The sequence below is a fragment of the Microbulbifer hydrolyticus genome (assembly GCF_009931115.1).
In the GTDB taxonomy this organism is placed as follows: Bacteria; Pseudomonadota; Gammaproteobacteria; order Pseudomonadales; family Cellvibrionaceae; genus Microbulbifer; species Microbulbifer hydrolyticus.
Genome location: NZ_CP047491.1, coordinates 755,027 through 780,465 on the forward strand (window position 1 = coordinate 755,027; position 25,439 = coordinate 780,465).

A 25,439-nucleotide genomic window follows, 5' to 3' on the forward strand; every position below is an offset into this window, starting at 1 on the left:
ACAGCTGCGGTCTTCAAGTTTCCGTGGCGCCGGCTGAGTGCAACGCCTACTGCTTTCCTGTAAACCCCGCTTTCCCTTTTTTAAAGGATTATGGAGCCAGTCTGTAATGTGCTCTGAAGGCGGCGCTGGCTTGGCCCGGCGTGCGATACCCTCGCTTGGAGGGTGGTGCACCCGTTTTAAAGACGGAGTTCGGGCCTGCGGTCGCGAGAGTGTACCTCTCGGCTGCAGGAGCGTCGAGGCGACGACCGGCGCAAATTGGTATATCTTCGTTAAACGGACGCGAATGTGCGTCCAGTTACAAAAGGTTCCCGATGCGCGGTCCGCGAGCCGTACTCCACGCCACTTCCCGGAAACTCTGACGCGTTGGGGTATGCAGCTGGATGCAGTCGCGATTGGAAATGCTCGGGGCAGTGAGCAGAGTTGGAAGGAGCATGGGGCAAGAATCCCGTCAGGGCATACAAGGCGCGGCATCTGCGCGGAGCGGGCTCCGTGAGCGGGCGCAGGAGTGGAAGCGTGCCTGCCACCAGTGCGATCTCTTGCTCACCCGGGCGCACGCCCCGGTTGGTGAGCGGCTGACCTGTGCGCGCTGCGGTGCCACACTGCATCGGAATATGGCGCGCAGCGTTGCCCATACCGCGGCTCTGAGCCTGAGCGGCCTACTTTTGTTTATCCCCTCCGCCACCCTGCCACTGCTGGAATTCTCCATGTTTTCTTTTGGCGCGGAAAACACCCTTATGAACGGGGTGCAGGCGCTGTTTGCCGCGGGCTACCTGTGGTTGGCCTCGCTGGTTCTGTTTTGCAGCGTGGTGGCGCCTCTGGGGAAGTTTTTACTGCTGGCGTTCATCTGCTGGGGTAGTGCCTGGGCGCGCTTGGCGAAGCCGGTGGCGCGGGCCTTGCGCTGGTACCACCACCTCCAGGAGTGGGGCATGCTGGATGTGTACATGCTCGGAATACTCGTTGCCCTGGTAAAAATGTCGGATCTGGGAAAGATGACAGTGGAGCCGGGGCTCTACTGTTTTGTCGCGATGATGGTTGTCTCCAGTGCGGCCACGGTGTCGTTTGATGCTGAAACCGTCTGGGCGCGACTCGCCCGGCGGGCCGCGGGTACCGCAGCCGGTGCCCGACCGGAAGTGAAGGGTGCACAGTGAACCGGCCGGCGCGCGCTTTGTCTCAGGGATTCTGGACCTGCCTGGGTTGTCGCCAGTTGGTGCGGGCACCACAGGCGGACTCCTGCCTGTGCCCGCGCTGTGGCGCGCGTATGCACGGGCGCGTGGACAGTAGCATTATGTTGACCTGGGCGCTGACGATCACCGGTGCGCTATTGCTGATTCCGGCGAATGTACTGCCGGTTATGACGGTCATTTACCTGGGCTCAGGTGACCCCAGCACCATTGTCGGGGGGACGCTGGAGCTGTATCACAACGGCCTTTGGGGTATTGCCCTGATTGTATTTGTGGCCAGCGTAGCGGTGCCAGTGATGAAGCTGGTGGGGCTGGTGATTCTGTGCCTGATTGTACAGCGGCGTCTGGAAGTGTCGCCGCGCCAGGCCATGCGGATATACCGGGTAGTGAATGCAATCGGTCGCTGGTCCCTGCTGGATCTGTTTATGATCTCGATTCTGGTTGCGTTGGTGGACATGGGTGCCATTGCCGATGTCGCCGCAGGGGCCGGTAGCACCGCCTTTGCCTCGGTCGTGGTGGTGACCATGTTTGCGGTACGGGCATTTGACCCGCGTCTTGTTTGGGACGTGTACGAAGAAAAAGTGGCCGCTGTGCAGACACATGCGGACAAAGACTCTCACAGGGAGAATGGATGAGCGAACCGCCGTTGGAATACGACGCCCAGCCTGAAGGGTTGGCGCGCCGCAGTCGCGGCCTCTCGCTGGTTTGGCTGTTGCCGCTGGTTGCGGCGCTTATTGCTGCCTGGCTGCTGTACAAGGATTTTACCCAGGGGGATATTCGCGCCACCATCCTGTTCTCTACCGGTGACGGGCTGGTGAAAGGCAAGACGGCGGTAAAGTATTCCGGGGTAGAAATTGGCGTCGTGGATGATTTCCGTCTGGTGCCCAATGCCAAGGAGCTGAACGGGCAGGACGGGGTATTGGCCGAGGTTTCCTTTAATCGCAGTGCGGCCTACCTGCTGACCCAGGGGAGCAAGTTCTGGCTGGTCAAGCCGGAGGTGTCTTTGACCGGTGTGCGCGGTCTGGAAACACTGGTTTCCGGCAACTACATCGCCGTCGAACCCGGCAGTGGCGCCACACAAAAGCACTTTGTCGCGGTTCCCGAACCGCCCGCTTATGTTCGTGGTGACGGTCTGCGGGTTACCCTCAAGGCGCCCCGTCTGGCGTCTCTCAATCGCGGTTCCCCGGTGTACTACCGCCAGCTGGAAGTGGGGCAGGTGGAAAGTTACCGGCTGGCGGAAGGCGCAAGTGAGGTGGAGATCGATCTGTTTATTCGCCGCGAATATGCCCACCTGGTGCACCGGGGAAGTCGATTCTGGAATGCATCCGGGGTCTCGATACAGGGTGGGATCAGCGGCGTCAACGTGGAGGTAGAGTCGCTCGCATCCCTGATTGCCGGCGGGGTGAGCTTCTATACACCGGACGCCCAGCGTCAGTCTCCAAAAGCCGAAGATGGCAACGAATTCAAACTGTACAAAAGTTTTGCCGAGGCGGACGCCGGCATTCCCATCACCCTCAATTTCGATCGCGGTGTCAGCCTCTCGGAAGGGTCCACCCAGGTGATCTACCAGGGGATTACGGTGGGGCAGGTGAGCACGGTCAAAGCCAACCGCAACATTGATGGCATGGAAGTCGAGGTCTTGATGGACCCGATCACCGACGACCTGCTGACGGAGAACACGCGATTCTGGTTGGCGCCCCCTACCCTGGATTTTACTTCGGGGGTAGACGACCTGTTGAAGGGGAACCGGATCGAGGTGGATCTGCGCTCGGGGAATCGCTCCGTCCGAACCTTCGAAGCGGAAGCTTCGCCCCCGCCTCGGGATGAGCGTACTCCCGGCCTGCATCTGCGGCTTACGGCCAAGAACACGGGGTCGATACAGCGCGGCGCCTCGGTATATTACCGCCAGGTGGAGGTGGGGCGCGTGCAGGGTATGGAGCTGAAAAAAGACGGTTCCAGCATTATCGTTTATGTGGTCATTCAGCCACGCTACGCGCATCTGGTGAACAGTGACAGCCGTTTCTGGAATGTAAGTGGCGTCCGCGCGAGCGCCGGATTGCAGGGGATAAAAGTGGAGACTGACGCCCTGCTTTCGGTGGTGCGCGGTGGCATTGCCTTTGGTAGCGGTCCCCACCAGAGCAAAAATGCCGCACGCGCACGTTCCGGTGACAGTTTCCGTCTTTACGGCAGTCGTGATGAAGCGCTCGAGGAAGGAATCAATATCTACATCGACCTTACCGGTGATGAGGGGCTGAAGGTGGGTTCGCCGCTGCGCTACCGGGGGATACAGGTAGGGGAAATTACCCGTATGCGCCTGAACTATGCGCTGGATGGCGTGCGGGCCAAGGCGCGGCTGTACCGCCGGGCGGAGCGTTTCGCCCGTACCGGCACCCGCATGTGGGTGGTGGGCCCGAAGATCGGGCTGGGCGGTGTGGATCACCTGGATACACTGGTGACCGGCCCGTTCCTGGAGTTGGATCCGGGGCTCGGCAACGAGCCACAGACCGACTTCGTCGCACTCGCCGCCAAGCCGGAGCCGGATCTGGCGGATACCATGATGATGCCGGGCCTGGCGCTGATTCTGGATGCGCCGCGCCGCGGGTCGCTCAAGCGGGGCAGCCCGGTATATTACCGGCAGATCAAAGTCGGGCAGGTGACGGGATATCAGCTCGGGGAACTGGCGGACCGGGTTTACATCTATGTTTATATAGAGCCGGAATATCGCTCCCTGGTGCGGGAACACAGCAAGTTCTGGAACGCCAGTGGCGTGGATGTGAACTTCGGCGTGATGACAGGACTGGATGTGCACACTGAGTCAGCTCAGGCGCTGCTTGCTGGCGGTATCGCTTTTGCCACGCCGAACAACGCCGAGATGGGTCTTGAAGTGGAGTCCGGCAGCCATTATCCACTGTATGGAGAACCGGAAGACGAATGGCTGCTGTGGAGCCCCAAAATCGAGCTGTACCCGGCGCTGGAAGATAGTTTCAAGTAGGCCGCCTGACGGGCGCGCCGGAGAATCGAGCAAATCTCATACGAGTAACGGAGAACGGATGCGTATTACAATAACCAGCCTGCTTGCGGGCCTGTTGACGGTTACAGGGCTCACAGGCTGTGGCACTCCCACCCAGATCGACCGGATTGAGCCGCGCACTGCGCCGGTAAGCTTCCAGACCTACGCCTGGGGGACGGAAGTGCTGACCGGCGACACCGGAGCCCCGGCACAGCTGGTTGAACTGGACACGGAGCTGCGCGGCACGGTGAGTGCTTTGCTGCAGTCCCGTGGCTACCGCCAGGTACAGAGCGTGGATAGCGCCCAGATGGTGGTGGAATACCAGATTGCGGTGGTTGAAGAAGAGTTTGCCAGCGAGGAAGAGAATGAAAGCTGGGACGCGCAATTCGACAGTAACGCCCAGCGTGGTGTGGTCGAGCTGCCTGACCGCAGCGGTGCGCCGCGGGTTACCCTCTCCGTGGGGATAGGCCCCCACAACGGTATGCCCATCTGGGGCGGTAGCGCGACCAAGTTGATGGCGCGTCCGGAAGACAAAAACGAGCGCCAGCGCATCCTCAACAAAGCGGTGGGGGAGTTGCTGAAGGATCTGCCCCCGGCCAGCTGAAGGCTGCTGGCACCCGCAACCTGCGCTGGTAGCATACAGACAGGCGTTATTTTCAAAAACAGTTCGGCAAGGACGCCGGGACGCTCACACCACTTACAGGAGAGCATATGGCTTCATTGCTTCGAACTTTTCGTGTCGTCGCCCTCGGGCTTGCCCTGGCCCTCGGCGGCTGCGCGACCCCCAACCCGGTCGCGGTGGATTACGACCCGGCCTTCCAGTTTGCCAACCTGCGCAGTTATTACCTGCTCGATACCCTGGCCAATGGCCCTGTGTCACCGTTTGAAAGCAAACGTGCCAACCAGGCCGTCAACGACGTGTTGAAGGGCAGTTATCGCCCCGCGGAAACGCGTGAAGAGGCGGATTTCCTGGTGCGGGTACAGTTATACAGCAGCGACAAGGTAGCCGTGTATGAAGACCCTTTCAGCATTTACGGAGGCTACCGCTACTTTGGCTTTGGCTGGAGAGCACCATTGCGAGTGCGTGAATACCGGGAGTCTTCGCTGATCGTGGATGTGCTGTCGCCGGAAGAGGCGCCGCTGTGGCGCGGTAGCATGCCGTCCGTGGCAGGTCGCTACGATGCACCGGAGCAACAATTGTTCCGCCTGCGGGAAGAAGCCGGGATGATTCTTGCGAAATTCCCGCCATACAACGATGTTGGTTACGACTGACGGTTTGATGTAATGGATGTAGGGCGGGTTCCATGAGCGACAACAAGGATCTAAAGCCGCAGTTTACCCGCGGTGCGGTGGATATTATCTCCCGCAAGACCATGTACGACGGTTTCTTCCAGATACAAAAGCTGCGCCTGCGCCATCGCCTCTATCGCGGCGGCTGGGGTGGCGAAATGGACCGCGAGCTGTTCGTGCGCGGGCACGCAGTGGGGGTGCTGCTGTATGACCCCGAGCGCCATCTTGTCGCGCTTGCCGAGCAGTTCCGGGTCGGCGCCCTGGAGCGCGAGAACGGCCCCTGGTGCCTTGAGGTGGTCGCCGGCATGGTCGAGGAGGGTGAGTCCCTGGAGGACGTCGCCCGCCGGGAACTGCAGGAGGAGGCAGGTCTGGAGGTACAGGATCTGCACTTTATCCGCAGCTACCTGCCAAGCCCCGGCGGCACCTGTGAGCGAATGCACCTGTTTTGCGCCTGTGCTGACTTGCACGGTGTCGAGGGATACTTCGGGCTGGCCGACGAGCACGAAGACATCCGCCTGCGGGTGTTCCCGCTGGATACGTTGCTGGAAGCGGTGGCCAGCGACGACAGTGCCATTGATAACGCCGCGAGTATCATCAGCCTGCAGTGGTTGCAGCTGAACCGCGAGCGCCTGCAGCGCTGATAGGTACCTACAAATGGCAATCCCCCTGCGGATGCTGCCAAGGTCATGCATGCCCGGAGCAAATTTCCGCCGGGGCATGGAAAAACTGTACATCGATGCCGTGATTCCATCGCAATGCGGGGAATTTGAGAGATCAATCACGGCGCGGACTCAACAGGAGTGTCGATAATGGCGGTACCGGCAGGCACTGGCCGTAGCAAGGCAATATCGCAGGCCCGGACGGGTGCACGAGAGGGCGCAAAGGAGCGTTATCGCGTGGACCTGCCCACCTATCATGCCGATTGCGATGCCAATTACCTGCGCCTGTGCAAGTTGATGCCGGAGCTCGCAAGCAATCAGAGCTGGTCCTATCAGATGCCGGACGGCACCCTGGAAGTGGCTGTGCTGGAGCGCAGCAGGTACACCACCGAGGTGTGCCTGCACGCTTCCCCGCTGAAAAGCGGTGATAGGGGCAATAAGTGGCTGATGCCGCCACCCATTACCGTACGCCTCTATCATGACGCGCGTATGGCAGAAGTGGTGGCAGTAGATGGCCAGGGGCCAGTAGGGGGCGATGGGCTGAATTTCAGCTACCCCAACCCGGCGATGCACAACGAAGATGAGCGCCAGCAGGTCAATCGCTACCTGAGCGAATGGCTGGCGCACTGCCTGGCAAATGGCCGCGCGGAGGTAGACCTCCCGTTTCGCGGAAGTTAAATCTGACGCCGGCCGGGCATCGTATACGCGGACATGGATGTTTCGGCAAGGTGAGAAAGTGAATATCGATGCAGTACAACCGGAAAACCGGCTGATCCAGATCACCGACCCCCACATTGGCGGTCGGCCGGATTACCAGTTGCTGGGGTTGGATACCGGGCACACCCTCAATGAGGTGTTGGCTGCCGTGTCCACGGATACTGCTGCGGCCGATTTAATGGTCGTCACCGGAGATGTCTCTGCGAATGGTTCCGAGGCATCCTACCGCCGTTTCCTGCACAAGATGCAGTCGATCACTACGCCCTGGTACTGGCTTCCAGGAAACCACGACAACCGCCACAGAATGGACGAACTCGCCCCCAGGCGGCGCCCGCAGGTGGTGTCGTTAGGGGCCTGGCGCCTGCTGTTGCTGGACACCAGTGTGCCCGGGCAGATCAGCGGCGGTTTCAGCGGTGACGAGATTGCGCATATCCGGGACCTGCTGGCGGAGTACCGCGAACACCCCGTGATGCTGATGATGCACCACCAGCCCGTGCCGGTGGGCAGCCACTGGATCGATGGCCATATGTTGAAAGCCGGGCGCGAGGCGTTTATCGAGCTGGTAAGCGCTGCGGACAACGTGCGTTCGGTCGTGTGGGGTCATGTGCACCAGCAATTCGACAGCCGGCTCGCCCATATTGGGCTGCATGCCACGCCTTCCACTTCCGTACAGTTCACTCCGGGCAGTGGCCCGTTTGCTGTCGATAGCGAAATGCCCGGCTACCGCTGGTTCGACCTGCGTGATGACGGCAGTTACGATACCGGCGTGGAGCGAGTGGCCATTAAAGAATACCGCGTAGATCTCGCCTCCTCCGGGTACTGATCCCGCGCAATCCATTCATGCCGGGTCAATTGCCTGCTTGCACTCCCCAACCTGCCGTTCATGACTCAATGTCCGGCGGTCTATCATACAATGGCACCTGAATTCGCGGTTCAGTGGTACCGGGTTCCTGCGGTAACGGACTGGGTAAATGCCACCCTCCCCCGCAATGACACGTGTTCATCAGGAAGTGAGGTCACCATGCAGACAATCCATCAAGTATTTCTGTCTTTCCTGCTTTTCGTCGCGGTTCTGTCGACGGGCTGTGTGCAACAGCCGGTAGCGACTCCGGAAGATGAAGCGGACGGGCTGTTGCCCCGTAGTACCGGTCTGGATCGCGTCAGTGCCGTATACGCCTTTGACTTGAGCGGCGCCAAGGTCTATCTGGAGCCGGTCGGTGTCGCGTATAGCAAACACTCGCGGAATGTCGGCTCGCCACTGCGCGCAGAGGACTATGAGTTGCGGGACAAAGACATCGCAAAGCTGCAGGACGTGATGGGTGAAACATTCAGCGAGCGCTTTCTGTCTCCACGCCGCAGTGCGCTGGTGCCAGACAAGTCGGAAGCAGATTACGTGATGCAGCTCGATCTCAGCCGTTTTTCACTCGGTGCGCCGCTCGACCCGCAGCCCTGGTTGTGGCGGGTCTATACCGACCAGAGCGCATACGGGGTACTTTCCGGCGAGCTTAAGGACCGTAATGGCAACGCTGTAATGCGGTTCAGTGACCGCCGTGATATCGGGGAAAACTTCGGCAACCTTGGCCCCAGTGGGCGCTTTGAACGCTTCACCAGCGTGACTTTCTGGCGGGATATGAAAGTGGACCTGCGTCGTGCTTTCGCCAGTCTGGATGAGTCTCTCCGCTAAAGTTCTCTCTTTCGGGGGGCGGCCGCCGGTACTTCTGCCGGCGTCGCCGCTATAATCCCCGCCATGTCACAAAACGATCTTCTTCAAGACCAGGATAATTCCAGCGCGGAAGGCCAGCCAGGCGGACGCCCCTTGCTGATCTACCTGCACGGTTTCCTGTCTTCGCCGCAATCTTACAAGTGCCAGGTGCTCAAACAGTGGCTGCGGGAATCTCGCCCGGACATAGTTTTCTATGCGCCGCTGATTTCGCCCTACCCGGCAGAAGCCGCAATGGCACTCGGTAACATGCTGAAAGACTTCAAAGCCCATCAGCGCGGTCCCATCGGTCTGGTGGGAAGCTCCATGGGCGGCTTCTGGAGTACCTGGCTGGCCGAGCAGCACCAGCTGCCCGCTGTAGTGGTAAATCCTGCGGTCGCGCCCTCTCGCTTTATGCCCAAGTATTTGGGGCAGGACCTCAAGCCCTACAGTGGAGAGATGCATACCTACCGCCTGCAAGCCTCCGATGTGGATAACATGCGGCAGCTGGAAAGCGCGATACCTGAGGCGTTGACCGGTCGATACTGGCTGCTGGCGCAGCGAGAAGATGAGACACTGGACTGCCGTGAGGCAGAGCAGTTCTACCGCGGTCAGCGGCAGACCGTCGAAGATGGTGGTGATCACAGTTTCCAGGGATTTGCCCGGTACGCGGGCGCACTGGTAGATTTCCTGTTTCCAAATAACTGACTAAACCCATAATAACCCCCAAGCAGTAGGCGCCGGCCACGGCGAACAGAACTCTATGGCCAATTACTCCGCAGAAGATATCGAGGTATTGACGGGGCTGGACCCGGTGAAAAAACGTCCGGGCATGTACACCGAGACAACCCGTCCCAACCACCTGGCGCAGGAAGTCATCGACAATAGTGTCGACGAAGCGCTCGCCGGTCACGCCAAGAAAATTGAAGTGGTTTTGCACAAAGACCACTCTATTTCCGTCAGCGACGACGGCCGCGGCATGCCGGTGGATATTCACCCGGAACAGGGGCGTCCGGGGGTTGAAGTGATTCTTTCCACCCTGCACGCCGGGGGCAAATTCTCCAAGGACAACTACCAGTTTTCTGGTGGTCTGCACGGGGTGGGGGTGTCGGTGGTGAACGCCCTGTCCAAGGTGCTGGAAGTCACTATCCAGCGCGAGGGCAAAGTGCACCGCATTGGCTTCCAGAACGGTGACAAGGCCTCAGACCTCGAAGTGGTCGGTGAGTGTGGCAAACGCACCACCGGGACCAGTGTGCGCTTTCTCCCGGACCCGAAGTACTTCGACTCCTACAAGTTTTCCGTACCGCGCCTGCGCCACCTGTTGCGGGCGAAAGCGGTACTCTGCCCCGGCCTGAATGTCACGTTTATCAATGAGCAGGATGGCGAATCCGACCAGTGGTACTACGAGGACGGTCTCAAGGACTACCTCGCGGCAGCAAACCAGGGATGGGAAGTGCTGCCGGCGGAGCCCTTTATCGGTAACTTCTCGGCGCAGACCGAGGCGGCCGACTGGGCGGTGCAGTGGTTGCCGGAGGGCGGTGAGGTTACCGTCGAGTCCTACGTGAACTTGATTCCTACCGCCCAGGGCGGCACCCACGTGAACGGCTTGCGCGCCGGCCTGCTCGATGCCATGCGCGAGTACTGTGAAATCCGCAACCTGCTGCCGCGCGGGGTCAAACTCGGGCCGGAAGATATCTGGAGCCAGTGCTCCTATGTGCTTTCCGCCAAGCTTGCGGACCCGCAGTTTTCCGGGCAGACCAAGGAGCGCCTGAGCTCCCGCGAAGCCACCGCATTTATTTCCGGCGTGGCCAAGGACGCGTTTGGTTTGTGGTTGAACCAGCATACCGAAGACGGCGACAAGCTCGCCGAGCTGTGCATCGGCAATGCGCAAAAACGTCTGCGTTCCGCCAAGAAAGTCGCGCGCAAAAAAGTTACCCAGGGCCCGGCGCTGCCCGGCAAGCTCGCCGATTGCTCCAGTGGTGACGCCACCCGCTCGGAACTGTTCCTGGTGGAAGGGGACTCTGCCGGCGGTTCTGCCAAGCAGGCGCGCGACCGCGAGTTTCAGGCGATCATGCCCCTGCGCGGCAAGATCCTGAATACCTGGGAAGTGGATTCCAGCGAGATCCTGGCCAGCCAGGAAGTCCACGATATCGCCGTTGCCCTCGGTGTCGACCCCGGCAGCGACAACCTGGAGGGGCTGCGCTACAGCAAGATCTGTATTCTCGCGGATGCGGACTCCGATGGCTTGCACATTGCCACGCTCCTGTGCGCATTGTTCCTGCGCCATTTCCGTCCGCTGGTAACCAGTGGCCACGTTTACGTCGCCATGCCGCCACTTTTCCGTATCGATATCGGTAAAGATGTTTACTATGCGCTGGACGATGCCGAACGCCAGGGGATTCTCGACCGCATTGCGGCAGAGAAAAAGAAAGGCAAAATCCAGGTTACCCGCTTCAAGGGCCTCGGTGAAATGAACCCGCTGCAGCTGCGCGAAACCACCATGGATCCGAATACCCGCCGGTTGGTTCAGCTGTTTATCGAAGACGGGGATAACAGCAACCAGCTGCTGGATATGCTGCTCGCGAAAAAACGGGCCGGCGACCGCAAGCAGTGGTTGGAGAGCAAGGGCAACCTTGCCGAAGTGAGTTGAACAGAAAGCCCCGAATTCCGGGGCTTTTTTTATGAATTTAGCCGGTGAAACCGGTGTGTCCGCTAGTGGGCTGGCTCTGTCCTGGATCGGATTCGACCTTACTCCAGTTGCTCCCGGATAAACCGGATCATATCGTCCAGCGTATCTGGAGCGTCCGCGGCAAAACAGTTGCCGAGGTACTCGTTACACCCTGTATCCAGAAAGGCATGATTCTTCCCCGTGTACTCCTTGTATTCCACCCTCTGCCCTGCTGATTTCAACTTCTCTGCAAAAGCTCGCACTGCTTCAGGCGGCGTTGTGGTGTCGCGGCTACCCACGTGAACGAACATCGGTGGCAGGGTGCGCTGACGGGTATCGGGAATCAGATGGATGGGGGAGGCTGCCCGGTATAGCTCCGGGTGTGTATCGACACTGAAGTCGCGACCAAAGATGCCGCGCGGTTCGGCGCCGGCCATTTGCCAGAAAAAGTTATCGGCAGACTCGAATCCATTTTGCGTTCTATCGTCCATGTCAAAAGCGCCGTAGCTGAATACCGCGGCCTGCACTTCCATTTCCCCATTTTCAGCGATCTGTTCCGGTGTTTTCCCCGCTGGAATATACGTCGGCCGGAATGCCAGATTGTCCGATGTGAACGGCTTGCTGCTGAGGTTGTTGGCGGCCAGTACGACCATGGCACTCAGGTGGCCGCCGGCGCTGTCGCCGGTAACGGCGATGCGTTCAGGGTCGCCCTTGTATTGTGAAATATGCTCTTTCACCCACAGGATACCGCCGAGGGCATCTTCGACGATGTCGTCGAGGGTGGTGGTGTTGTGGTTATCGCCGAGCAGGCGATAGTTCATGTTTGCCACCACAAATCCGCCATGCTCGGCCAGGTAGCGGGCGGTGGATTCCATGATGCTGTTGTCGTTGATCAGCCAGCCGCCACCGTGGTAAATCAGGACGACCGGGTAGTGTTTGTCCCCGGTGTCCGGCACGAATATGTCTGCGGTGAGCGTTTTATTGCCGGCCTGTACCCAGGGAACATCTCGGTACTCGATCAGTTGACGGTGTTTTTCGGCAGATGTAGAGGCTTGCGTTGCCACGGTCGCGGTGAGTCCGGCGAGCAGCAGGAAACCGGCAATTAGAACGGAGTGGAAAGGCGTTGTCCTGAACATGAGTGGCCTCACTTTTTATGATGGGGCCACTCTACTGGGCGGGGTGGGGAAATACCAGATTCTGTCCGCTTGGTGTTATCCCACTTCGGCAGGGTGGGACGCGCGCTCTTCGGTTGCTGTGCGCGCATGTGCTTTCGCCAGGCGCCGCCCGTAGGCCGCGAGCAGGAAGCCCAAGGGGAACATGATGACACCGTAGATCGCAGATGGCACGGACATGTCGCTGGAGTGCAGCAGAGTAAGGGTAACCATCAGACCGAGGGTGCCATTCTTGATGCCCAGTTCCGTGGCCACCGCGAGGCGCTCGCGGTTACCAAGCCCGGCCGCACGCGTGCTCAGCAGGCCGATCGCAATACCCAAAACGTTGAGGGCGATGGTGGCGGGCCCGGCCTGAAACAGCAGGTCGACAAAACGGTCACGCATGCCGTAGACGATACCAACAATGAGAGCGGCAAGAACTACCCCGCCGAAGATGCTCACCACCCCTTCGGCCCGTGCCGCCAGGGCGGGGCGCTGCGCTTTGATTCCCATACCAATGGACACCGGCAAGAGTACGATGGCGGACAGCATCAGAACGGTTTTGCCCAATGGCAGCGCGATCTGCTGTTGGGTGCCAAAGTAGAAGTTAAGTGCGAGGTTGGCGAACAGAGGCAGGCTCATGATGGTGATCAGGCTCGCAGAAACCGTCAGAACAATGGACAGGGCGACATTGCCCTTGGCCAGCAGGGTAAACAGATTGGATGTGGTGCCGCCGGGGCAGGCGGCAATAATCACCAGGCCCACGGCCATAGCGGGCGGTAGCTGCAGGGCCCATGCCAGGGCGAAGGCTGCGAGTGGCATGATGAGTATCTGGGCGATAGTGCCGAGGATCAGCCCGCGGGGCTTTACCGTGACCTGATGAAAGTCGCGCGCGGTGAGTGTCATACCAATCCCGACCATGATGATGAACAGGGAAAGGGGGAGGCCGATTGAGATGAGTGGGCCGGATTCCATGGGAACCTCCGAATTTATTATTAGAACCTATTTTATATAGCCCAAACTGGCGTAGCTTCAATCTGTTGGCAAGCTTTTCGAGGGTCAGTTTTGCAGGAGGTTGAACTTTGACGGGTTGCGCTTCAGCGGGATACAGAAACGGCGGGCTGGGTGCCCGCCGTCAGTCCTCTGTCAGATCTAGCTTCACATCAGTGAAGGCTGAGCGAGTAACGCAGGGTCGTGTAGTCGCGCGGATCCGCTTTGCACGCGAACCCCAGTTCACGCGCTACGTGGTCGATCGCGTTATTGCCGGCGGACTCGATGGAATAGATCTCATCCAGACCATCCGCTTTGGCTGCATCCACCAGCTCCCGCAACAGCATCTTGCCGAGGCCGAGTTTTTGCCAGCTGTCGGCAACCACAACGGCACATTCGCAGGAGTGCCCGTCAGGATCGCAGGCGAAGTTGGCGACCCCCACCGCGTGCTCGACGCCTCGATCATCCCGGTGCAGGGCAATAAAGGCCTCGTGCTGTGCGTCATTGTCGGTGAGGATGCGTATCAACTGCTGGCTGACTCGCCCGATACCACCGAGAAAGCGCATGCGGCTGGAGTCTGCGGACAGGCTCTCAATCATTTCCCGTTCCAGGTCACCGTCGGAGGCCCTTACCGGGCGGATGCTGACTTCGCGGCCGTCGCTCAGGGTGTGGCGAACTTCGCCACCATCGAGACTTGAGCCCGTAAACTCCTGTCGCGACGGCCCTATCGTTGTGGAAGTGCGTGTCGTGTCAGACATGATTTACCCTCCCCGTTTTTACCGTGGAGAAATAGTACGGTCCCGCGTTTTCCGTCAAAAGGTTCCACAGGGCTGCGTGCGAGAAACCTCGGGAAAAATGCTCCCGGCACAACTTTGCAAATAAAACTGGGCAGTCTGCCGCGCTGTGTTATAGTGCCGCGGCTGGCATGATTGCCAGTTGCGTCATCTGTAGGCCGGATTGGTTTTCGGCTCATTTCTAGAACACTGTACTAACCAGTGTGTCTGAACCCTTTCTACTGAATGCCGCACCCGGTCAGGTTGGAATATCTGGCCATCGCCTCTGGCGGCAACCTATCTCCCTCCGTGGAACATCGGCCCCACAATGGCGCCGGCGGACTGAGTATTCCAATTTCTGCCCAGAGTAAAAACACTCGGGTGTAACAGCGGGCTGGTGTGATCGTTCCCCCGGCCGCTCTCAAGAAAGAATTTCTATGTTATTTGAAGATCTCGGCCTCGCGCCGGAAATTGCCCGCGCTGTTGCGGAGCAGGGCTATACCAAACCCACCCCGATTCAGGAGCAGGCCATTCCCGTGGTCATGCGCGGTGGCGACGTGATGGCGGCGGCACAGACCGGTACCGGCAAAACCGCTGGCTTTACCTTGCCTCTGTTGCACAAACTGAATGCCGGTGAGCGCGCGCGCAATAATCAGGTGCGCGCCCTGGTGCTGACGCCAACGCGCGAGCTGGCGGCACAGGTTTTCGACAACGTCCAGAGCTACAGCCAGCACCTGCCCATGCGTCACTCGGTGGTATTCGGCGGGGTAAAAATCAATCCGCAGATGATGCGCCTGCGCAGCGGTGCGGATATCCTGGTTGCTACACCGGGGCGCTTGCTGGACCTGTACAACCAGCGCGCTATAAAGTTCGACAAGCTGGAAACCCTGGTGCTCGACGAAGCTGACCGTATGCTGGATATGGGCTTCATCCACGACATCAAGAAAATCCTGCGGGTACTGCCGCCCAAGCGTCAGAACCTGCTTTTCTCCGCGACTTTCTCCCCCGAAATCCGCACCCTGGCCAAGGGCCTGGTGAACGACCCGGTGGAGATCGATGTAAGCCCGCGTAACAGCACCACCAAGACCGTGAGCCAGAAGCTGCACCCGGTGGATAAGTCCCGCAAGGCGTCGCTGCTGTGTCACCTGATCAAGGAAAACGGCTGGCACCAGGCGCTGGTGTTCAGCCGCACCAAACACGGAGCCAACCGTCTGGCCAAGCAGCTTGAGCAGAGCCGGATTCCGGCGGCGGCGATTCACGGCAACAAGAGCCAGAATGCACGCACCAAAGCCCTGGCAGACTTCAAAAGCGGCAAAGTACAGATCCTGGTAGCGACGGATATTGCCGCACGCGGTATCGATATCGATCAGTTGCCACAGGTGGTCAACTTCGACCTGCCGAATGTGCCGGAAGATTATGTGCATCGTATCGGCCGTACCGGCCGTGCCGGTGCCAGCGGCCAGGCGGTTTCGCTGGTTTCTGCGGATGAGGCCAAGCAGCTCTGGGATATCGAGAAGCTGATCAAGAAGCCGATCGAGCGCGAAGAAATTGATGGCTTTGAGCCGGATCACCAGCTGCCGGCCTCTGGCGGTAAACCCGGCAAGGGCAATCAGGTGCGTCGCGGTGGTGCCAAGCCGGCGGCGAGAAGTGGCGGCAACAATAGCGCTGGCCGCAGCGGCAAGAGTGACGGTCAGTCGGCGGGTCGCGGAAACGGCCGCGGTGGCAATGGAAGTCGCGGCAATGGCAACGGTGGCAACCGCAGCAGCGCGCCCTCTGGCAACAGCGGCAATCGCCGTCGTCGTCCCCAGTCCGCGTAAGCACTGTATGGCTGACGCTTAGGCGATAGACACAAAAAAGGCGATCATTGATCGCCTTTTTTGTACCTGCGAATTACCGACTTTTTTTACTGGCAAAGTAGTCCAGCGTTAACTGGGTAATCGCCCTGGTGCCGATTGCCAGTGCACTTTCATCCACATAAAAGCGCGGTGAGTGGTTGCTCGCCGCGGTGGCGGGGTCGGTGCCCTTCGGGGTTACCCCGAGAAAATAGTAGAAACCGGGAATTTCATTGGCGAAGAAGGAAAAGTCCTCGGCGCCGGTAATTTTCGGGATCACCATCACCTTGTCGGCACCCGCGGCTGCCTTCAGTGCCGGAATCGCCGCTTCGGTCAGCTCGGGATTGTTCACCGTTACCGGGTAGCCTTCCAGGATCTCTACTTCCGCCTTGGCGCCGCTGCTCTCGGCAATTTTCTCCGCGGTGACCTTGAGGCGTTTGAAGATCTCCTGGCGGTTATCCATGTCGAAATTGCGGATGGTGCCATTGAGGTAGACGCTGTCGGGGATGATATTGTTGCGCACTCCGCCGTCGATCACACCAAAGGAGACCACGGCGGGTTCCTTGGTGATGTCAATCTGGCGGCTGACCAGAGTCTGGGTACCCATGACAATCTGTGCGGCGGCGGTGATAGGGTCGACACCGCCCCAAGGGCGTGAGCCGTGAGTCTGGCGGCCTTTTACGTTGATACGGAATTCATCGGAACTGGCCATCAGTGGGCCAGAGCGGTAACCGATCACCCCAACGGGCAGGCTGGAGGTCACATGCTGGCCAAAGGCCACCTCCGGTTTGTATTTCTTGAACAGCCCCTCTTTCAGCATCAGTTCCGCACCGCCTTCCTCACCGTCTGGCGCGCCCTCTTCCGCGGGCTGGAAAATAAACAGTACGTTGCCAGCCAGCTCATCGCGCATTCCCGCGAGTACCTGCGCGGCCCCCATCAGCATGGCGACATGGGTGTCGTGGCCACAGGCGTGCATTACGCCCACTTCTTCACCGTTATATTCGGTCTTTGCCCTGGAGGCGAAGGGAATATCCACTTGCTCGGTCACCGGCAGTGCGTCCATGTCGGCGCGCAGGGCGACGGTCGGGCCGGGTTTGCCGCCCTTGAGCAAGCCGATCACGCCGGTGTGGGCGATGCCGGTCTCGACCTCCATACCGAGGGATTTGAGATGCGCGGTAATGTATTTCGCGGTCTCAAACTCGCGGTTGCCCAGCTCCGGGTTCTGGTGCAGGTGGCGGCGCCATTCGATAACGTCGTCTTGTGTTTGTGCGAGGCGTTTGTCTGCGTCGGGGCTTTGTGCGAGCACTGCGGTGGAGGCGAGCGCGAGAGGTGCCAGGGAGGCGAAGGAAAGGGCGATAAGTGTCTTTTTCAAGGGGTTATTATTCACAAGGACGTCCTGTTTTGCAGTGCATGGGCTGCCTGAAAGCAAACCATGCACTGCGCCGGGAATCAATCCTTGTTGGCGATGCTACTCCCCACCCGCTCGGCGAAATGCGCCACGCCTTCTCCGGTAACATCGACTTTCCGGATTGACCGGTCCTTTATTTTTTAGGGGCGGACCGATTGTGTCGGGTGCGCCACAAAAAGAAACCGCGCCGGAGGGCGCGGTTTCTCAAGGTCTGGGGAGGGGCTTGCGACTTACATGTTGAAGTAAGTGGCCGCTCCGGGTCCAACCGGCATGCCGGCGACGAATACCCACAGGAAGAACAGTGCAGTCCAGCCGATAAAGAAGAAGATGGAGTAGGGGATCATGGTGGCGATCAACGTGCCCATGCCCAGGTCTTTCTTGTAGCGGGTGGCGAAAGACACGATCAGGCCAAAGTAGCTCATCATCGGGGTAATGATATTGGTCACCGAGTCGCCGATACGGTAAGCGGCCTGGATGACTTCCGGCGCATAGCCCAGCAGCATCAGCATCGGCACGAAGATCGGCGCCGTCACCGCCCACTGCGCGGACGCGCTACCCAGACTCAGGTTGACCACACCACACATCATGATAAAGAACAGGAACAGGATCGGACCGGTCAGGCCGATGCTCTGCAGTGCCTCGGCACCCAGCACCGCGAAAATGGTGCCCAGGTTGGTCATCTTGAAGAAGGCCACAAACTGCGCGGCGAAGAACACCAGCACAATATACATGCCCATGGTGCCCATGCTCTTCGACATTGCGTCGATCACATCGCGGTCATTGTTCATGGTACCCACGGCCTTGCCGTAGACAAACCCGGGAATCGCGAAGAACACCACGATCAACGCCACAATCCCTTTCAGGAACGGCGAGCCGGCCACGGCGCCGGTTTCCTGGTTGCGCAGCGCGCCCCACTCGGGAACGATGGTAAGTGCCAGCAAACCACACACCCCAAGTACCGCGAGGCCGGCGAACTTCAGGCCGCGTTTTTCCTCGGCGGTGAGCTGGGTCATCTTGTCCTGGGACAGATCGACAGAGGCCTCACTGTTGTCGTATTTGCCCAGTTTGGGCTCGACGATGGACATGGTTACCCAGCTGCCCAGGGCGGTGATCAGGAAGGTGCTGATAATCATGAAGTACCAGTTCACCTCCGGGCCCACCACGTAGTTGGGATCGATCATATGCGCGGCGGATTCGGTAATACCGGACAACAGCGGGTCCACGGTGCCCAGCAGCAGGTTGGCGCTGTAGCCGCCGGAGACACCGGCAAAGGCCGCAGCCAGGCCCGCCAGGGGGTGGCGGCCGAGGGAGTGGAAGATCATCGCTGCCAGTGGGATCAGCACCACGTAGCCGAGCTCGGAGGCGGTGTTGGAGATAATGCCCGCAAATACCACAGTCACGGTCACGGTGTGTTTGGAGGCTTTCAGCACCATGCCGCGTACCGCCGCGGATAGCAGTCCCGAGTGCTCGGCAATGCCCACGCCCAGCAACGCCACCAGCACCGTGCCCAGTGGCGCGAAGCCAGTGAAGTTGGTCACCAGCGTGGTGACGATGGTCCTGAGCCCCTCGCCAGACAGCAGATTGACCACCTGGATAACGCCGTCGGCGGAACGTCCCGCAGCACCGACCGGGCGTGGATCAACCACGGACAGGCCAAAGAAGGAGGCGATACCACTGAGTATGACCACGCCCACCGCAAAGATGGCGAACAGGGTAATCGGGTGCGGGAGCAGGTTGCCCAGCCATTCCACGGTATCGAGGAAGCGGGTGAAGGCTGTTTTCTTGCCGGAGCCGGCGGGCTGGATGTCACTGGGGGAAGCGGATGTCGTCATTATTTCTCCTGTGTGTTCGCCTGCCGGCCAAATTGTGATCAGTTGGCGCGCAATCATACATTAGAAATGACAGCGATACCTTTTGGTGGCGGGTAACCAGTTTTTATTTTCGATTTTAGAGATTTAGGGCAATCTTCCGCCTAATTATCAGGTGCAAATGGGGCATGCTGCCAGTAGTTAGGCGGGACAAGCAATTTGTGGGAGACACTACATAGGGGGAGAACAGGCTGGAACGGTGAGACAACAGCGCATTTTTACGTGGTGCGGAATAGGCGCCGGACACCGCGGGTGCCCGGGCCGTCGTGTCTCAGAACTTGTAGCCGAGCCCCACGGAGTAAACCCAGGGGTCGATATCGACATCCGTGGTGATACGGTTGAAATAGTCGCCTCTTGAGCGAAAGTCGATTTTGGCTTCGGTATCGATATCCAGATACCAGACCGCAGCATTGAACAGCCAGTTGCTGTCGCGGCCGAACATGATGTCTACGCCGAGTTCAGCGGCGAGCCCCCAGGAGTCGTCCAGTTCCAGATCGGCATTGCTCAGGGCACCGAGTTCATCCTCGAAATATTTCTGTGCGACATTGCTGATCTCTTCATCCCCAAACGTGGTGAAGTTCACTCCGATACCGACGTAAGGCTGCACCCAGGATTCCTTGCACACGGGAAACCACTGTACGGTAAGCGTGGGCGGCAGGTGCTCGATACTGCCGAGCTCGACTTTGCCCAGCCGGCCCTCGCTGTCCGGATCCGGCAGGCCGACGACGTCGAGGTCGTGCTCAAATGGCAGTGCGACGAGCAGGCCGAGGCCGAAGTGGTCGGCAAACAGCCAGGTGCCGGTAAACGTGGCGCTGTCGCCGTCGTCTACATATACACGGGTGTCGGGGAGGTCCAGCGTGTTGTCGAGCCGCAGCCACTCGGAGTCGTCGTCGGGCGCCACGAGTCCCCAGCCGACCCGGACGATGAAGTCGCCCTGTTCGTAGTCGGCGAGACACTGGCTGGCGCTCAGGGCGGTAGCGAGCAGGGCGGCGGTAAGTGTGGCGGCCTTCTTGGCTGCTTTCATGTCTTCGCTCCTTGAACATCTTGGGGGGCAGGCGCAACACTTTTAGTCTAGCCGGGACTTTGGTTGCGCAATATTTTTGCGTTTACTCAGGTGTCAGCCCGAGGCGGGTTGTTCGGCTGCGTGCATGGCGCGATAATGTGATCACAAAATTCCAGGGTGCTGTTTAGCAAGGTAGTGGAGCTGTTATGAAGATTGGTGTGCTGAAAACCGATGATGTGCGCGAGCAGTTGGTGGGGGAGTTTGGCGAGTACCCGGAGATGTTTGCGGACCTGTTGCAGCGCGAGGATCCATCCCTGGAGTTTGTGACCTATGAGGTACAGCACGGCCACTATCCCGATGAGATCGATGAGGTGGATGCCTACCTGATCACCGGCAGCAAGACCGGGGTGTATGAGGACAAGCCGTGGATTCCACCGTTGATGGATTTTGTGCGCGAGCTGCACCGCCGCGAGAAGCCGACGCTGGGCATCTGTTTCGGCCACCAGTTGATTGCCCATGCACTGGGTGGTGAGACGCGCAAGTCGGAGAAGGGCTGGGGCGTAGGGGTACACAGCTACGAGGTGCAGGAGACGCCGGCGTGGATGGCGGAACCGCAGCCGTCGTTCAGTCTGCTGGTGAGCCACCAGGACCAGGTGGTGGCGCCGGCTCCGGGGACGAAGGTCATTGCATCCAGTGATTTCTGCCCGTATGCGTTGTTACAGGTCGGTGAGCACATGCTTACCATGCAGGCGCACCCCGAATTCACCAAGCCCTATTCCAAGGGGCTGATGGAGCTGCGCCAGGAAGTATTTGGTGAGGATATGGTCGCGAAGGGCAAAGATTCCCTGCAGAACGACATTCACACCAGTGCAGTTGCCCGTTGGATGCTGGAGTTCCTCAAGAGCGCTTCGTAATTCAGCGCGAACGTTTTAGGACCCGTGGTTTTCGGACCTATGGTTTTAGAAATCATAGTGGCGCCAAAGCACTGGGGAACTGTTTTCGAAACCGCTGTGGATACGTCCCTGTACGCTGCGTCGGCAACGTCCCTGTTGCCGACGCTTTCGAAAACAGTTCCCCAGCACTTTGGCTTCAGCCCACCTGTATTGCTTCGTCAGTAATATTCACTTCCATTTGATATTACAGCCGACAGAAGGCACCTGATCTTCCCCCGGTTTCTCTCCCGCCAGAATCTTATCCACAGCCGCGCGCAAATCTTTCCCGTTTACCGGCTCATTATTTCCCGGCCGGCTGTCATCGAACTGGCCGCGGTACGCCAGTTTTCCTTCCCGATCAAAAAGAAAAAAGTCCGGTGTGCAGGCCGCATCGAATGCCTTCGCCACCGACTGATCCTCATCCACCAGGTACGCAAACCGGTAGCCTCGCGCCGCCACCTCTTCCTGCATTTTTTCCGGGCTGTCTTCAGGGTAATTGGCGAGGTCGTTACTATTGATGGCAACGATGCCAAGGCCGGCGGGTTGGTATTGCTCGGCGAATTCGGACAGGGCTGCGGCAATGTGTTTTACGAACGGGCAATGGTTGCAGATAAACATGACCAGCAGCGGTTTGCCGGCGTAATCGTCACTGCTAACAACACTACCGGTGGGGTCCGGGAGTTTGAAGGCGGGCATGGGGGTGCCCAGCGGAATCATGGTTGAGGGGGTGAGGGCCATGGGCTGCTCCTTGCTGAAAGGGGGCGCGTTGCCCCTTGGTGCCAGTTGCGTTGATTTACTGGATTCCGAGTGTACGGCTTTTGTCCGGCGTTTTCAGGTGGCGCCGTCGCTGGCCGCACTACGTCAATTGACGCATTCCGCTCGGTTCTGAATCTTGTTTCCATTGGCCTTAAATCCATCCTGTACGCCGGGTTCAGTCCGGGCGGCGGGAAACAGCCGCCAGTATTTTCATGAACCAACTTGTCATTCCGGATCCGACTACCGCAAAGGCCGCCGAGGCGGGCCGTTGGCATGCGGATCTGGAGCTGCAGTTTGAGCGGGGTGAGCGGGGCTGCCGGTTGGCGCGCAATCGTCATCGCGGACCTTTATACGTGCAGAAGCCGTTTTTCCCCGAAGGGCGGGATCTGGCGCATGTCTACCTGTTGCACCCTCCCGGCGGGCTGGTGTCGGGGGACCGACTGGATATCCGGGTTGAGGTAAAAAAAGACGCGCGGGCCCTGGTGACGACAACGGGTGCGGGCCGGGTCTACCGGGCGCGGAGTGATGGACTGCTGCAGAGCCAGAATACCTTTTTGCGTGTGGGCGAGGGCGCAAGTCTCGAGTGGTTACCGCTGGAAAATATTGCCTACCCCGGTGCCAACGGTGCCATGCACACCCGGATCGAGCTGGCGCGAGATAGTCGATTTTCTGCGTGGGAAATTACCTCACTTGGCCTGCCCGCATGCGATGCAACTTTTGGCAACGGTAGCCTCCTGCAGCGTCTGGAAATTTTTCGCGAAGGTGTGCCGCTGCTGATCGAGTCGCTGCGCCTGCAGGGTGTCGCGGGGTCTACAGACGGCCTGCTTTCCGCGCGTGCGGGACTGCAGGGGCATCCGGTAAATGGTCTGCTGGTGATGGGACCTTTTGCACCGGCGGAGTCGGTACAGGAGGCCTGCCGCGCAGTTTTAGCTGCGCACGAAAAGCGCTGCCTCGCCGGGATCACCCTGGTCTCCGAAATGATCGTCGTGCGTGCGCTGGGCAAATGTGCCTTCGAGGTGCGCGCCCTGCTGACCGAGTTATGGGAATTGTTACGGCCCGAGCTGCTCGGGCGCGCCGCCTGTGCACCGCGTATCTGGCGCACCTGAATTTAAAAGAAACCCACCACAGGTTTTTGCATGGAATTACTGCCGAGAGAAAAAGACAAGCTGCTGGTATTTACCGCGGCCCTGCTGGCGGAGCGCCGTCTGGCGCGGGGACTGAAGCTGAATTATCCGGAGGCGGTGGCCCTGATCACCATGGAGATCATGGAGGGCGCCCGCGACGGCAAGACGGTTGCCGAGCTGATGGGCTATGGCCGCGAAATCCTGCGCGCGGACCAGGTAATCGATGGGGTGGCGGAGCTGGTTCACGAGGTGCAGGTGGAAGCGACTTTCCCGGACGGGACCAAGCTGGTCACCGTACACAACCCCATAAGCTGAGGCGGAGACAATTATGATTCCAGGAGAAATCCAGGTCGCCGCGCACAAGGGCGATATCGAACTCAACCGCGGTCGTGAAACCCGCACCCTGCGGGTGGAAAATACCGGTGATCGCCCGGTTCAGGTTGGCTCCCATTACCACTTTTACGAAGTCAACCCGGCGCTGCGTTTCGAGCGGGAACGCGCGCGTGGTTTTCACCTGAATATTGCCTCCGGAACCGCGGTGCGATTCGAGCCGGGGCAGGGGCGTGAGGTGGAGTTGGTGGCTTATGCGGGTCGCCGCATGGTGTACGGTTTCCGCGGTGAAGTGATGGGTGCCCTGGATGACACAGGAGAATCCATCGTATGAGCCACATGGACAGAGAAAGCTACGCGCAGATGTTCGGCCCCACCACCGGCGATCGCGTGCGCCTGGCGGACACCGAGCTCTGGCTGCAGGTGGAAAAGGACTTCACCCGCTACGGTGACGAAGTGAAATTCGGCGGTGGCAAGGTAATTCGCGACGGCATGGGCCAGAGCCAGCGGCCGTCCTCGGATACCCCCGACCTGGTGATTACCAATGCGCTGATTCTGGACCACTGGGGCGTGGTCAAGGCGGATGTGGCGATAAAAGATGGTCGCATCGCCGGCATCGGCAAGGCGGGCAACCCGGATGTGCAGGATGGGGTGGATATCATTATCGGCCCGGGAACGGAAATTATTGCCGGTGAGGGTTCGATCCTGACCGCCGGCGCCATCGATGCACACATTCATTTTATCTGTCCACAGCAGGTGGAAGAGGCGCTGATGTCCGGTGTCACCACCATGATCGGTGGTGGCACCGGCCCCGCTACCGGCACCAACGCGACGACCTGCACGCCGGGGCCGTGGAATATCGGCAAGATGCTGCAGGCCACCGACAGCCTGCCGATGAACTTTGGCTTTCTCGGCAAGGGCAATGCCAGTCTGCCGCAAGCACTGGAAGAGCAACTGGAGGCCGGTGCCTGTGGCCTGAAACTGCACGAGGACTGGGGCACCACGCCGGCCGCCATCGACTGTTGCCTGAGCGTTGCCGAAAAGTACGACGTGCAGGTGGCGATCCACACCGACACCCTGAATGAGTCCGGGTTTGTCGACGACACTCTGGGCGCCTTCAAGGGGCGCGCCATACACACCTATCACACCGAGGGCGCCGGCGGTGGCCACGCGCCGGACATCATCAAAGCCTGCGCCTCACCCAACGTACTGCCGTCTTCCACCAATCCCACCCGGCCATATACCGTCAACACCGTGGACGAGCACCTGGATATGCTGATGGTGTGCCACCACCTGGATACCAGTATTCCGGAAGATATCGCGTTTGCGGACTCCCGCATTCGCAAGGAAACCATCGCCGCGGAAGATATCTTCCACGACCTGGGCGCCTTCAGCATGATCGCCTCAGACTCGCAGGCGATGGGGCGCGTGGGCGAGGTGATTACCCGCACCTGGCAGACCGCGCACAAGATGAAAGTGCAGCGCGGCAACCTGACCGAAGATGCCCGTGGTGAGACCGAAGGTGCGGACAATTTTCGCGCGCGTCGCTACATTGCCAAGTACACGATCAATCCGGCGATCACCCACGGCATCGCCCATGAAGTCGGCTCCATCGAAGCGGGAAAGCTCGCGGATCTGGTGTTATGGAAGCCGGCCTTCTTCGGTATCAAGCCATCGATGATCATCAAGGGGGGAATGATTGCCGCAGCGCCCATGGGGGATCCCAACGCGTCCATCCCCACGCCGCAACCGGTGCACTATCGCCCGATGTTCGGCGCCCATGGCCTGGCCGCTGCCAACACCTCGGTGACCTTTGTATCGAAGGCTGCACTGGAGCGTGACGTCGCGGAAAAACTCGGCCTGCAGCGCGGACTGGTGGCCTGCAAAAATACCCGCAGTATCACCAAAAAAGACATGCTGCTGAACGACTGGCAACCGGACGTCACCGTGGACCCACAGACTTACGAGGTGCGCGCCGACGGCGAACTGCTTACCTGCGAGCCCGCCACGGAATTGCCGCTGGCGCAGCGCTACTGCTTATTCTGAAT

24 protein-coding genes are annotated in these 25,439 nt (G+C 59.6%); 17 read left to right on the forward strand and 7 right to left on the reverse strand.

Annotated features, from left to right (window positions below):
- Positions 1-431 precede the first annotated feature (431 nt).
- The 11 genes from GTQ55_RS03170 to parE all read left to right on the forward strand — a co-directional run bounded on the left by GTQ55_RS03170 (position 432) and on the right by parE (position 11,206).
- Positions 432-1,148 (forward strand): paraquat-inducible protein A, encoded by a 717-nt coding sequence (locus tag GTQ55_RS03170; protein WP_161857433.1) that lies wholly within the window; start codon positions 432-434, stop codon positions 1,146-1,148.
- The gene (locus GTQ55_RS03175) at positions 1,145-1,816 is read left to right on the forward strand and encodes a paraquat-inducible protein A (RefSeq protein ID WP_237567797.1); all 672 of its coding nucleotides are present in this window, start codon (positions 1,145-1,147) and stop codon (positions 1,814-1,816) included. Before GTQ55_RS03170 ends, GTQ55_RS03175 begins: the two co-directional genes overlap by 4 nt.
- Positions 1,813-4,173, forward strand: coding sequence for a PqiB family protein (locus GTQ55_RS03180; protein ID WP_161857435.1), 2,361 nt, complete (start codon positions 1,813-1,815; stop codon positions 4,171-4,173). Before GTQ55_RS03175 ends, GTQ55_RS03180 begins: the two co-directional genes overlap by 4 nt.
- Positions 4,174-4,231: 58 nt before the next feature.
- Complete coding sequence (locus tag GTQ55_RS03185; protein ID WP_161857436.1) at positions 4,232-4,795, forward strand: DUF4136 domain-containing protein; 564 nt, start codon at positions 4,232-4,234, stop codon at positions 4,793-4,795.
- 107 nt (positions 4,796-4,902) lie between these two features.
- Positions 4,903-5,463: a DUF4136 domain-containing protein gene (locus tag GTQ55_RS03190; protein ID WP_161857437.1), complete on the forward strand. Its 561-nt coding sequence runs from the start codon at positions 4,903-4,905 to the stop codon at positions 5,461-5,463.
- Positions 5,464-5,495: 32 nt separating this feature from the next.
- Positions 5,496-6,122 (forward strand): NUDIX domain-containing protein, encoded by a 627-nt coding sequence (locus tag GTQ55_RS03195; RefSeq protein WP_161857438.1) that lies wholly within the window; start codon positions 5,496-5,498, stop codon positions 6,120-6,122.
- 168 nt (positions 6,123-6,290) lie between these two features.
- Positions 6,291-6,818, forward strand: a complete 528-nt coding sequence (locus GTQ55_RS03200) for a DUF1249 domain-containing protein (RefSeq protein WP_161857439.1) — start codon at positions 6,291-6,293, stop codon at positions 6,816-6,818.
- 58 nt (positions 6,819-6,876) lie between these two features.
- Complete coding sequence (locus tag GTQ55_RS03205; protein WP_237567798.1) at positions 6,877-7,680, forward strand: phosphodiesterase; 804 nt, start codon at positions 6,877-6,879, stop codon at positions 7,678-7,680.
- Between the two features lie 198 nt (positions 7,681-7,878).
- Complete coding sequence (locus GTQ55_RS03210) at positions 7,879-8,541, forward strand: hypothetical protein (RefSeq protein ID WP_161857441.1); 663 nt, start codon at positions 7,879-7,881, stop codon at positions 8,539-8,541.
- A gap of 63 nt (positions 8,542-8,604) precedes the next feature.
- On the forward strand, positions 8,605-9,264 hold the full coding sequence (locus GTQ55_RS03215) for a YqiA/YcfP family alpha/beta fold hydrolase (RefSeq protein WP_161857442.1): 660 nt from the start codon (positions 8,605-8,607) through the stop codon (positions 9,262-9,264).
- A gap of 55 nt (positions 9,265-9,319) precedes the next feature.
- Entirely contained in the window at positions 9,320-11,206 is a 1,887-nt protein-coding gene (parE, locus tag GTQ55_RS03220) for a DNA topoisomerase IV subunit B (RefSeq protein WP_161857443.1), read from the forward strand.
- A gap of 98 nt (positions 11,207-11,304) precedes the next feature.
- On the opposite strand, the gene GTQ55_RS03225 is transcribed toward parE, so the two are convergent.
- The 3 genes from GTQ55_RS03225 to GTQ55_RS03235 form a co-directional block, all read right to left on the reverse strand.
- Positions 11,305-12,360 (reverse strand): alpha/beta hydrolase, encoded by a 1,056-nt coding sequence (locus GTQ55_RS03225; RefSeq protein ID WP_161857444.1) that lies wholly within the window; start codon positions 12,358-12,360, stop codon positions 11,305-11,307.
- A gap of 75 nt (positions 12,361-12,435) precedes the next feature.
- On the reverse strand, positions 12,436-13,350 hold the full coding sequence (locus GTQ55_RS03230; RefSeq protein ID WP_161857445.1) for a bile acid:sodium symporter family protein: 915 nt from the start codon (positions 13,348-13,350) through the stop codon (positions 12,436-12,438).
- A 188-nt stretch (positions 13,351-13,538) separates the two neighbouring features.
- Entirely contained in the window at positions 13,539-14,123 is a 585-nt protein-coding gene (locus GTQ55_RS03235) for a GNAT family N-acetyltransferase (RefSeq protein ID WP_161857446.1), read from the reverse strand.
- Between the two features lie 452 nt (positions 14,124-14,575).
- Here GTQ55_RS03235 and GTQ55_RS03240 point away from each other — a divergent pair, with 452 nt between their 5' ends.
- A complete protein-coding gene (locus GTQ55_RS03240; RefSeq protein ID WP_161857447.1) occupies positions 14,576-15,955 on the forward strand; it encodes a DEAD/DEAH box helicase in 1,380 nt (459 codons plus the stop codon).
- A 73-nt stretch (positions 15,956-16,028) separates the two neighbouring features.
- On the opposite strand, the gene GTQ55_RS03245 is transcribed toward GTQ55_RS03240, so the two are convergent.
- The 3 genes from GTQ55_RS03245 to GTQ55_RS03255 form a co-directional block, all read right to left on the reverse strand.
- The gene (locus tag GTQ55_RS03245) at positions 16,029-17,357 is read right to left on the reverse strand and encodes a M20 family metallopeptidase (RefSeq protein WP_237567799.1); all 1,329 of its coding nucleotides are present in this window, start codon (positions 17,355-17,357) and stop codon (positions 16,029-16,031) included.
- A 251-nt stretch (positions 17,358-17,608) separates the two neighbouring features.
- On the reverse strand, positions 17,609-19,210 hold the full coding sequence (locus tag GTQ55_RS03250; RefSeq protein ID WP_161857448.1) for an AbgT family transporter: 1,602 nt from the start codon (positions 19,208-19,210) through the stop codon (positions 17,609-17,611).
- A gap of 307 nt (positions 19,211-19,517) precedes the next feature.
- On the reverse strand, positions 19,518-20,270 hold the full coding sequence (locus GTQ55_RS03255) for an OmpW/AlkL family protein (protein ID WP_161857449.1): 753 nt from the start codon (positions 20,268-20,270) through the stop codon (positions 19,518-19,520).
- A 185-nt stretch (positions 20,271-20,455) separates the two neighbouring features.
- On the opposite strand from GTQ55_RS03255, the gene GTQ55_RS03260 reads away from it, so the two are divergent.
- Complete coding sequence (locus tag GTQ55_RS03260) at positions 20,456-21,163, forward strand: glutamine amidotransferase-related protein (protein ID WP_161857450.1); 708 nt, start codon at positions 20,456-20,458, stop codon at positions 21,161-21,163.
- A 207-nt stretch (positions 21,164-21,370) separates the two neighbouring features.
- Here the strand turns inward: GTQ55_RS03260 and GTQ55_RS03265 are convergent, their stop codons facing one another.
- Positions 21,371-21,919 (reverse strand): thioredoxin family protein, encoded by a 549-nt coding sequence (locus GTQ55_RS03265; protein ID WP_161857451.1) that lies wholly within the window; start codon positions 21,917-21,919, stop codon positions 21,371-21,373.
- A 230-nt stretch (positions 21,920-22,149) separates the two neighbouring features.
- Between GTQ55_RS03265 and GTQ55_RS03270 the strand changes: the two genes are divergently transcribed.
- From GTQ55_RS03270 to ureC, 4 genes are read left to right on the forward strand one after another with little or no spacing between them, the layout of a single operon-like run.
- Positions 22,150-23,043 carry an urease accessory protein UreD gene (locus GTQ55_RS03270; RefSeq protein WP_161857452.1) on the forward strand — a complete coding sequence of 298 codons (894 nt, stop codon included), beginning with the start codon at positions 22,150-22,152 and terminating at the stop codon, positions 23,041-23,043.
- Between the two features lie 30 nt (positions 23,044-23,073).
- The gene (locus GTQ55_RS03275; protein WP_161857453.1) at positions 23,074-23,376 is read left to right on the forward strand and encodes an urease subunit gamma; all 303 of its coding nucleotides are present in this window, start codon (positions 23,074-23,076) and stop codon (positions 23,374-23,376) included.
- A gap of 13 nt (positions 23,377-23,389) precedes the next feature.
- A complete protein-coding gene (locus GTQ55_RS03280) occupies positions 23,390-23,725 on the forward strand; it encodes an urease subunit beta (RefSeq protein WP_161857454.1) in 336 nt (111 codons plus the stop codon).
- A complete protein-coding gene (gene ureC, locus GTQ55_RS03285; RefSeq protein WP_161857455.1) occupies positions 23,722-25,437 on the forward strand; it encodes an urease subunit alpha in 1,716 nt (571 codons plus the stop codon). Before GTQ55_RS03280 ends, ureC begins: the two co-directional genes overlap by 4 nt.
- Positions 25,438-25,439 lie beyond the last annotated feature (2 nt).

What these genes read in the sequence shown, in the direction of transcription:
- GTQ55_RS03170 (WP_161857433.1), top strand. Translation starts at nt 432, where the DNA reads ATGGGGCAAGAATCCCGTCAGGGCATACAAGGCGCGGCATCTGCGCGG.
- GTQ55_RS03180 (WP_161857435.1), top strand. Translation starts at nt 1,813, where the DNA reads ATGAGCGAACCGCCGTTGGAATACGACGCCCAGCCTGAAGGGTTGGCG.
- GTQ55_RS03185 (WP_161857436.1), top strand. Translation starts at nt 4,232, where the DNA reads ATGCGTATTACAATAACCAGCCTGCTTGCGGGCCTGTTGACGGTTACA.
- GTQ55_RS03190 (WP_161857437.1), top strand. Translation starts at nt 4,903, where the DNA reads ATGGCTTCATTGCTTCGAACTTTTCGTGTCGTCGCCCTCGGGCTTGCC.
- GTQ55_RS03195 (WP_161857438.1), top strand. Translation starts at nt 5,496, where the DNA reads ATGAGCGACAACAAGGATCTAAAGCCGCAGTTTACCCGCGGTGCGGTG.
- GTQ55_RS03200 (WP_161857439.1), top strand. Translation starts at nt 6,291, where the DNA reads ATGGCGGTACCGGCAGGCACTGGCCGTAGCAAGGCAATATCGCAGGCC.
- GTQ55_RS03210 (WP_161857441.1), top strand. Translation starts at nt 7,879, where the DNA reads ATGCAGACAATCCATCAAGTATTTCTGTCTTTCCTGCTTTTCGTCGCG.
- GTQ55_RS03215 (WP_161857442.1), top strand. Translation starts at nt 8,605, where the DNA reads ATGTCACAAAACGATCTTCTTCAAGACCAGGATAATTCCAGCGCGGAA.
- parE (WP_161857443.1), top strand. Translation starts at nt 9,320, where the DNA reads ATGGCCAATTACTCCGCAGAAGATATCGAGGTATTGACGGGGCTGGAC.
- GTQ55_RS03225 (WP_161857444.1), bottom strand. Translation starts at nt 12,360, where the DNA reads ATGTTCAGGACAACGCCTTTCCACTCCGTTCTAATTGCCGGTTTCCTG.
- GTQ55_RS03230 (WP_161857445.1), bottom strand. Translation starts at nt 13,350, where the DNA reads ATGGAATCCGGCCCACTCATCTCAATCGGCCTCCCCCTTTCCCTGTTC.
- GTQ55_RS03235 (WP_161857446.1), bottom strand. Translation starts at nt 14,123, where the DNA reads ATGTCTGACACGACACGCACTTCCACAACGATAGGGCCGTCGCGACAG.
- GTQ55_RS03240 (WP_161857447.1), top strand. Translation starts at nt 14,576, where the DNA reads ATGTTATTTGAAGATCTCGGCCTCGCGCCGGAAATTGCCCGCGCTGTT.
- GTQ55_RS03250 (WP_161857448.1), bottom strand. Translation starts at nt 19,210, where the DNA reads ATGACGACATCCGCTTCCCCCAGTGACATCCAGCCCGCCGGCTCCGGC.
- GTQ55_RS03255 (WP_161857449.1), bottom strand. Translation starts at nt 20,270, where the DNA reads ATGAAAGCAGCCAAGAAGGCCGCCACACTTACCGCCGCCCTGCTCGCT.
- GTQ55_RS03260 (WP_161857450.1), top strand. Translation starts at nt 20,456, where the DNA reads ATGAAGATTGGTGTGCTGAAAACCGATGATGTGCGCGAGCAGTTGGTG.
- GTQ55_RS03265 (WP_161857451.1), bottom strand. Translation starts at nt 21,919, where the DNA reads ATGGCCCTCACCCCCTCAACCATGATTCCGCTGGGCACCCCCATGCCC.
- GTQ55_RS03270 (WP_161857452.1), top strand. Translation starts at nt 22,150, where the DNA reads ATGAACCAACTTGTCATTCCGGATCCGACTACCGCAAAGGCCGCCGAG.
- GTQ55_RS03275 (WP_161857453.1), top strand. Translation starts at nt 23,074, where the DNA reads ATGGAATTACTGCCGAGAGAAAAAGACAAGCTGCTGGTATTTACCGCG.
- GTQ55_RS03280 (WP_161857454.1), top strand. Translation starts at nt 23,390, where the DNA reads ATGATTCCAGGAGAAATCCAGGTCGCCGCGCACAAGGGCGATATCGAA.
- ureC (WP_161857455.1), top strand. Translation starts at nt 23,722, where the DNA reads ATGAGCCACATGGACAGAGAAAGCTACGCGCAGATGTTCGGCCCCACC.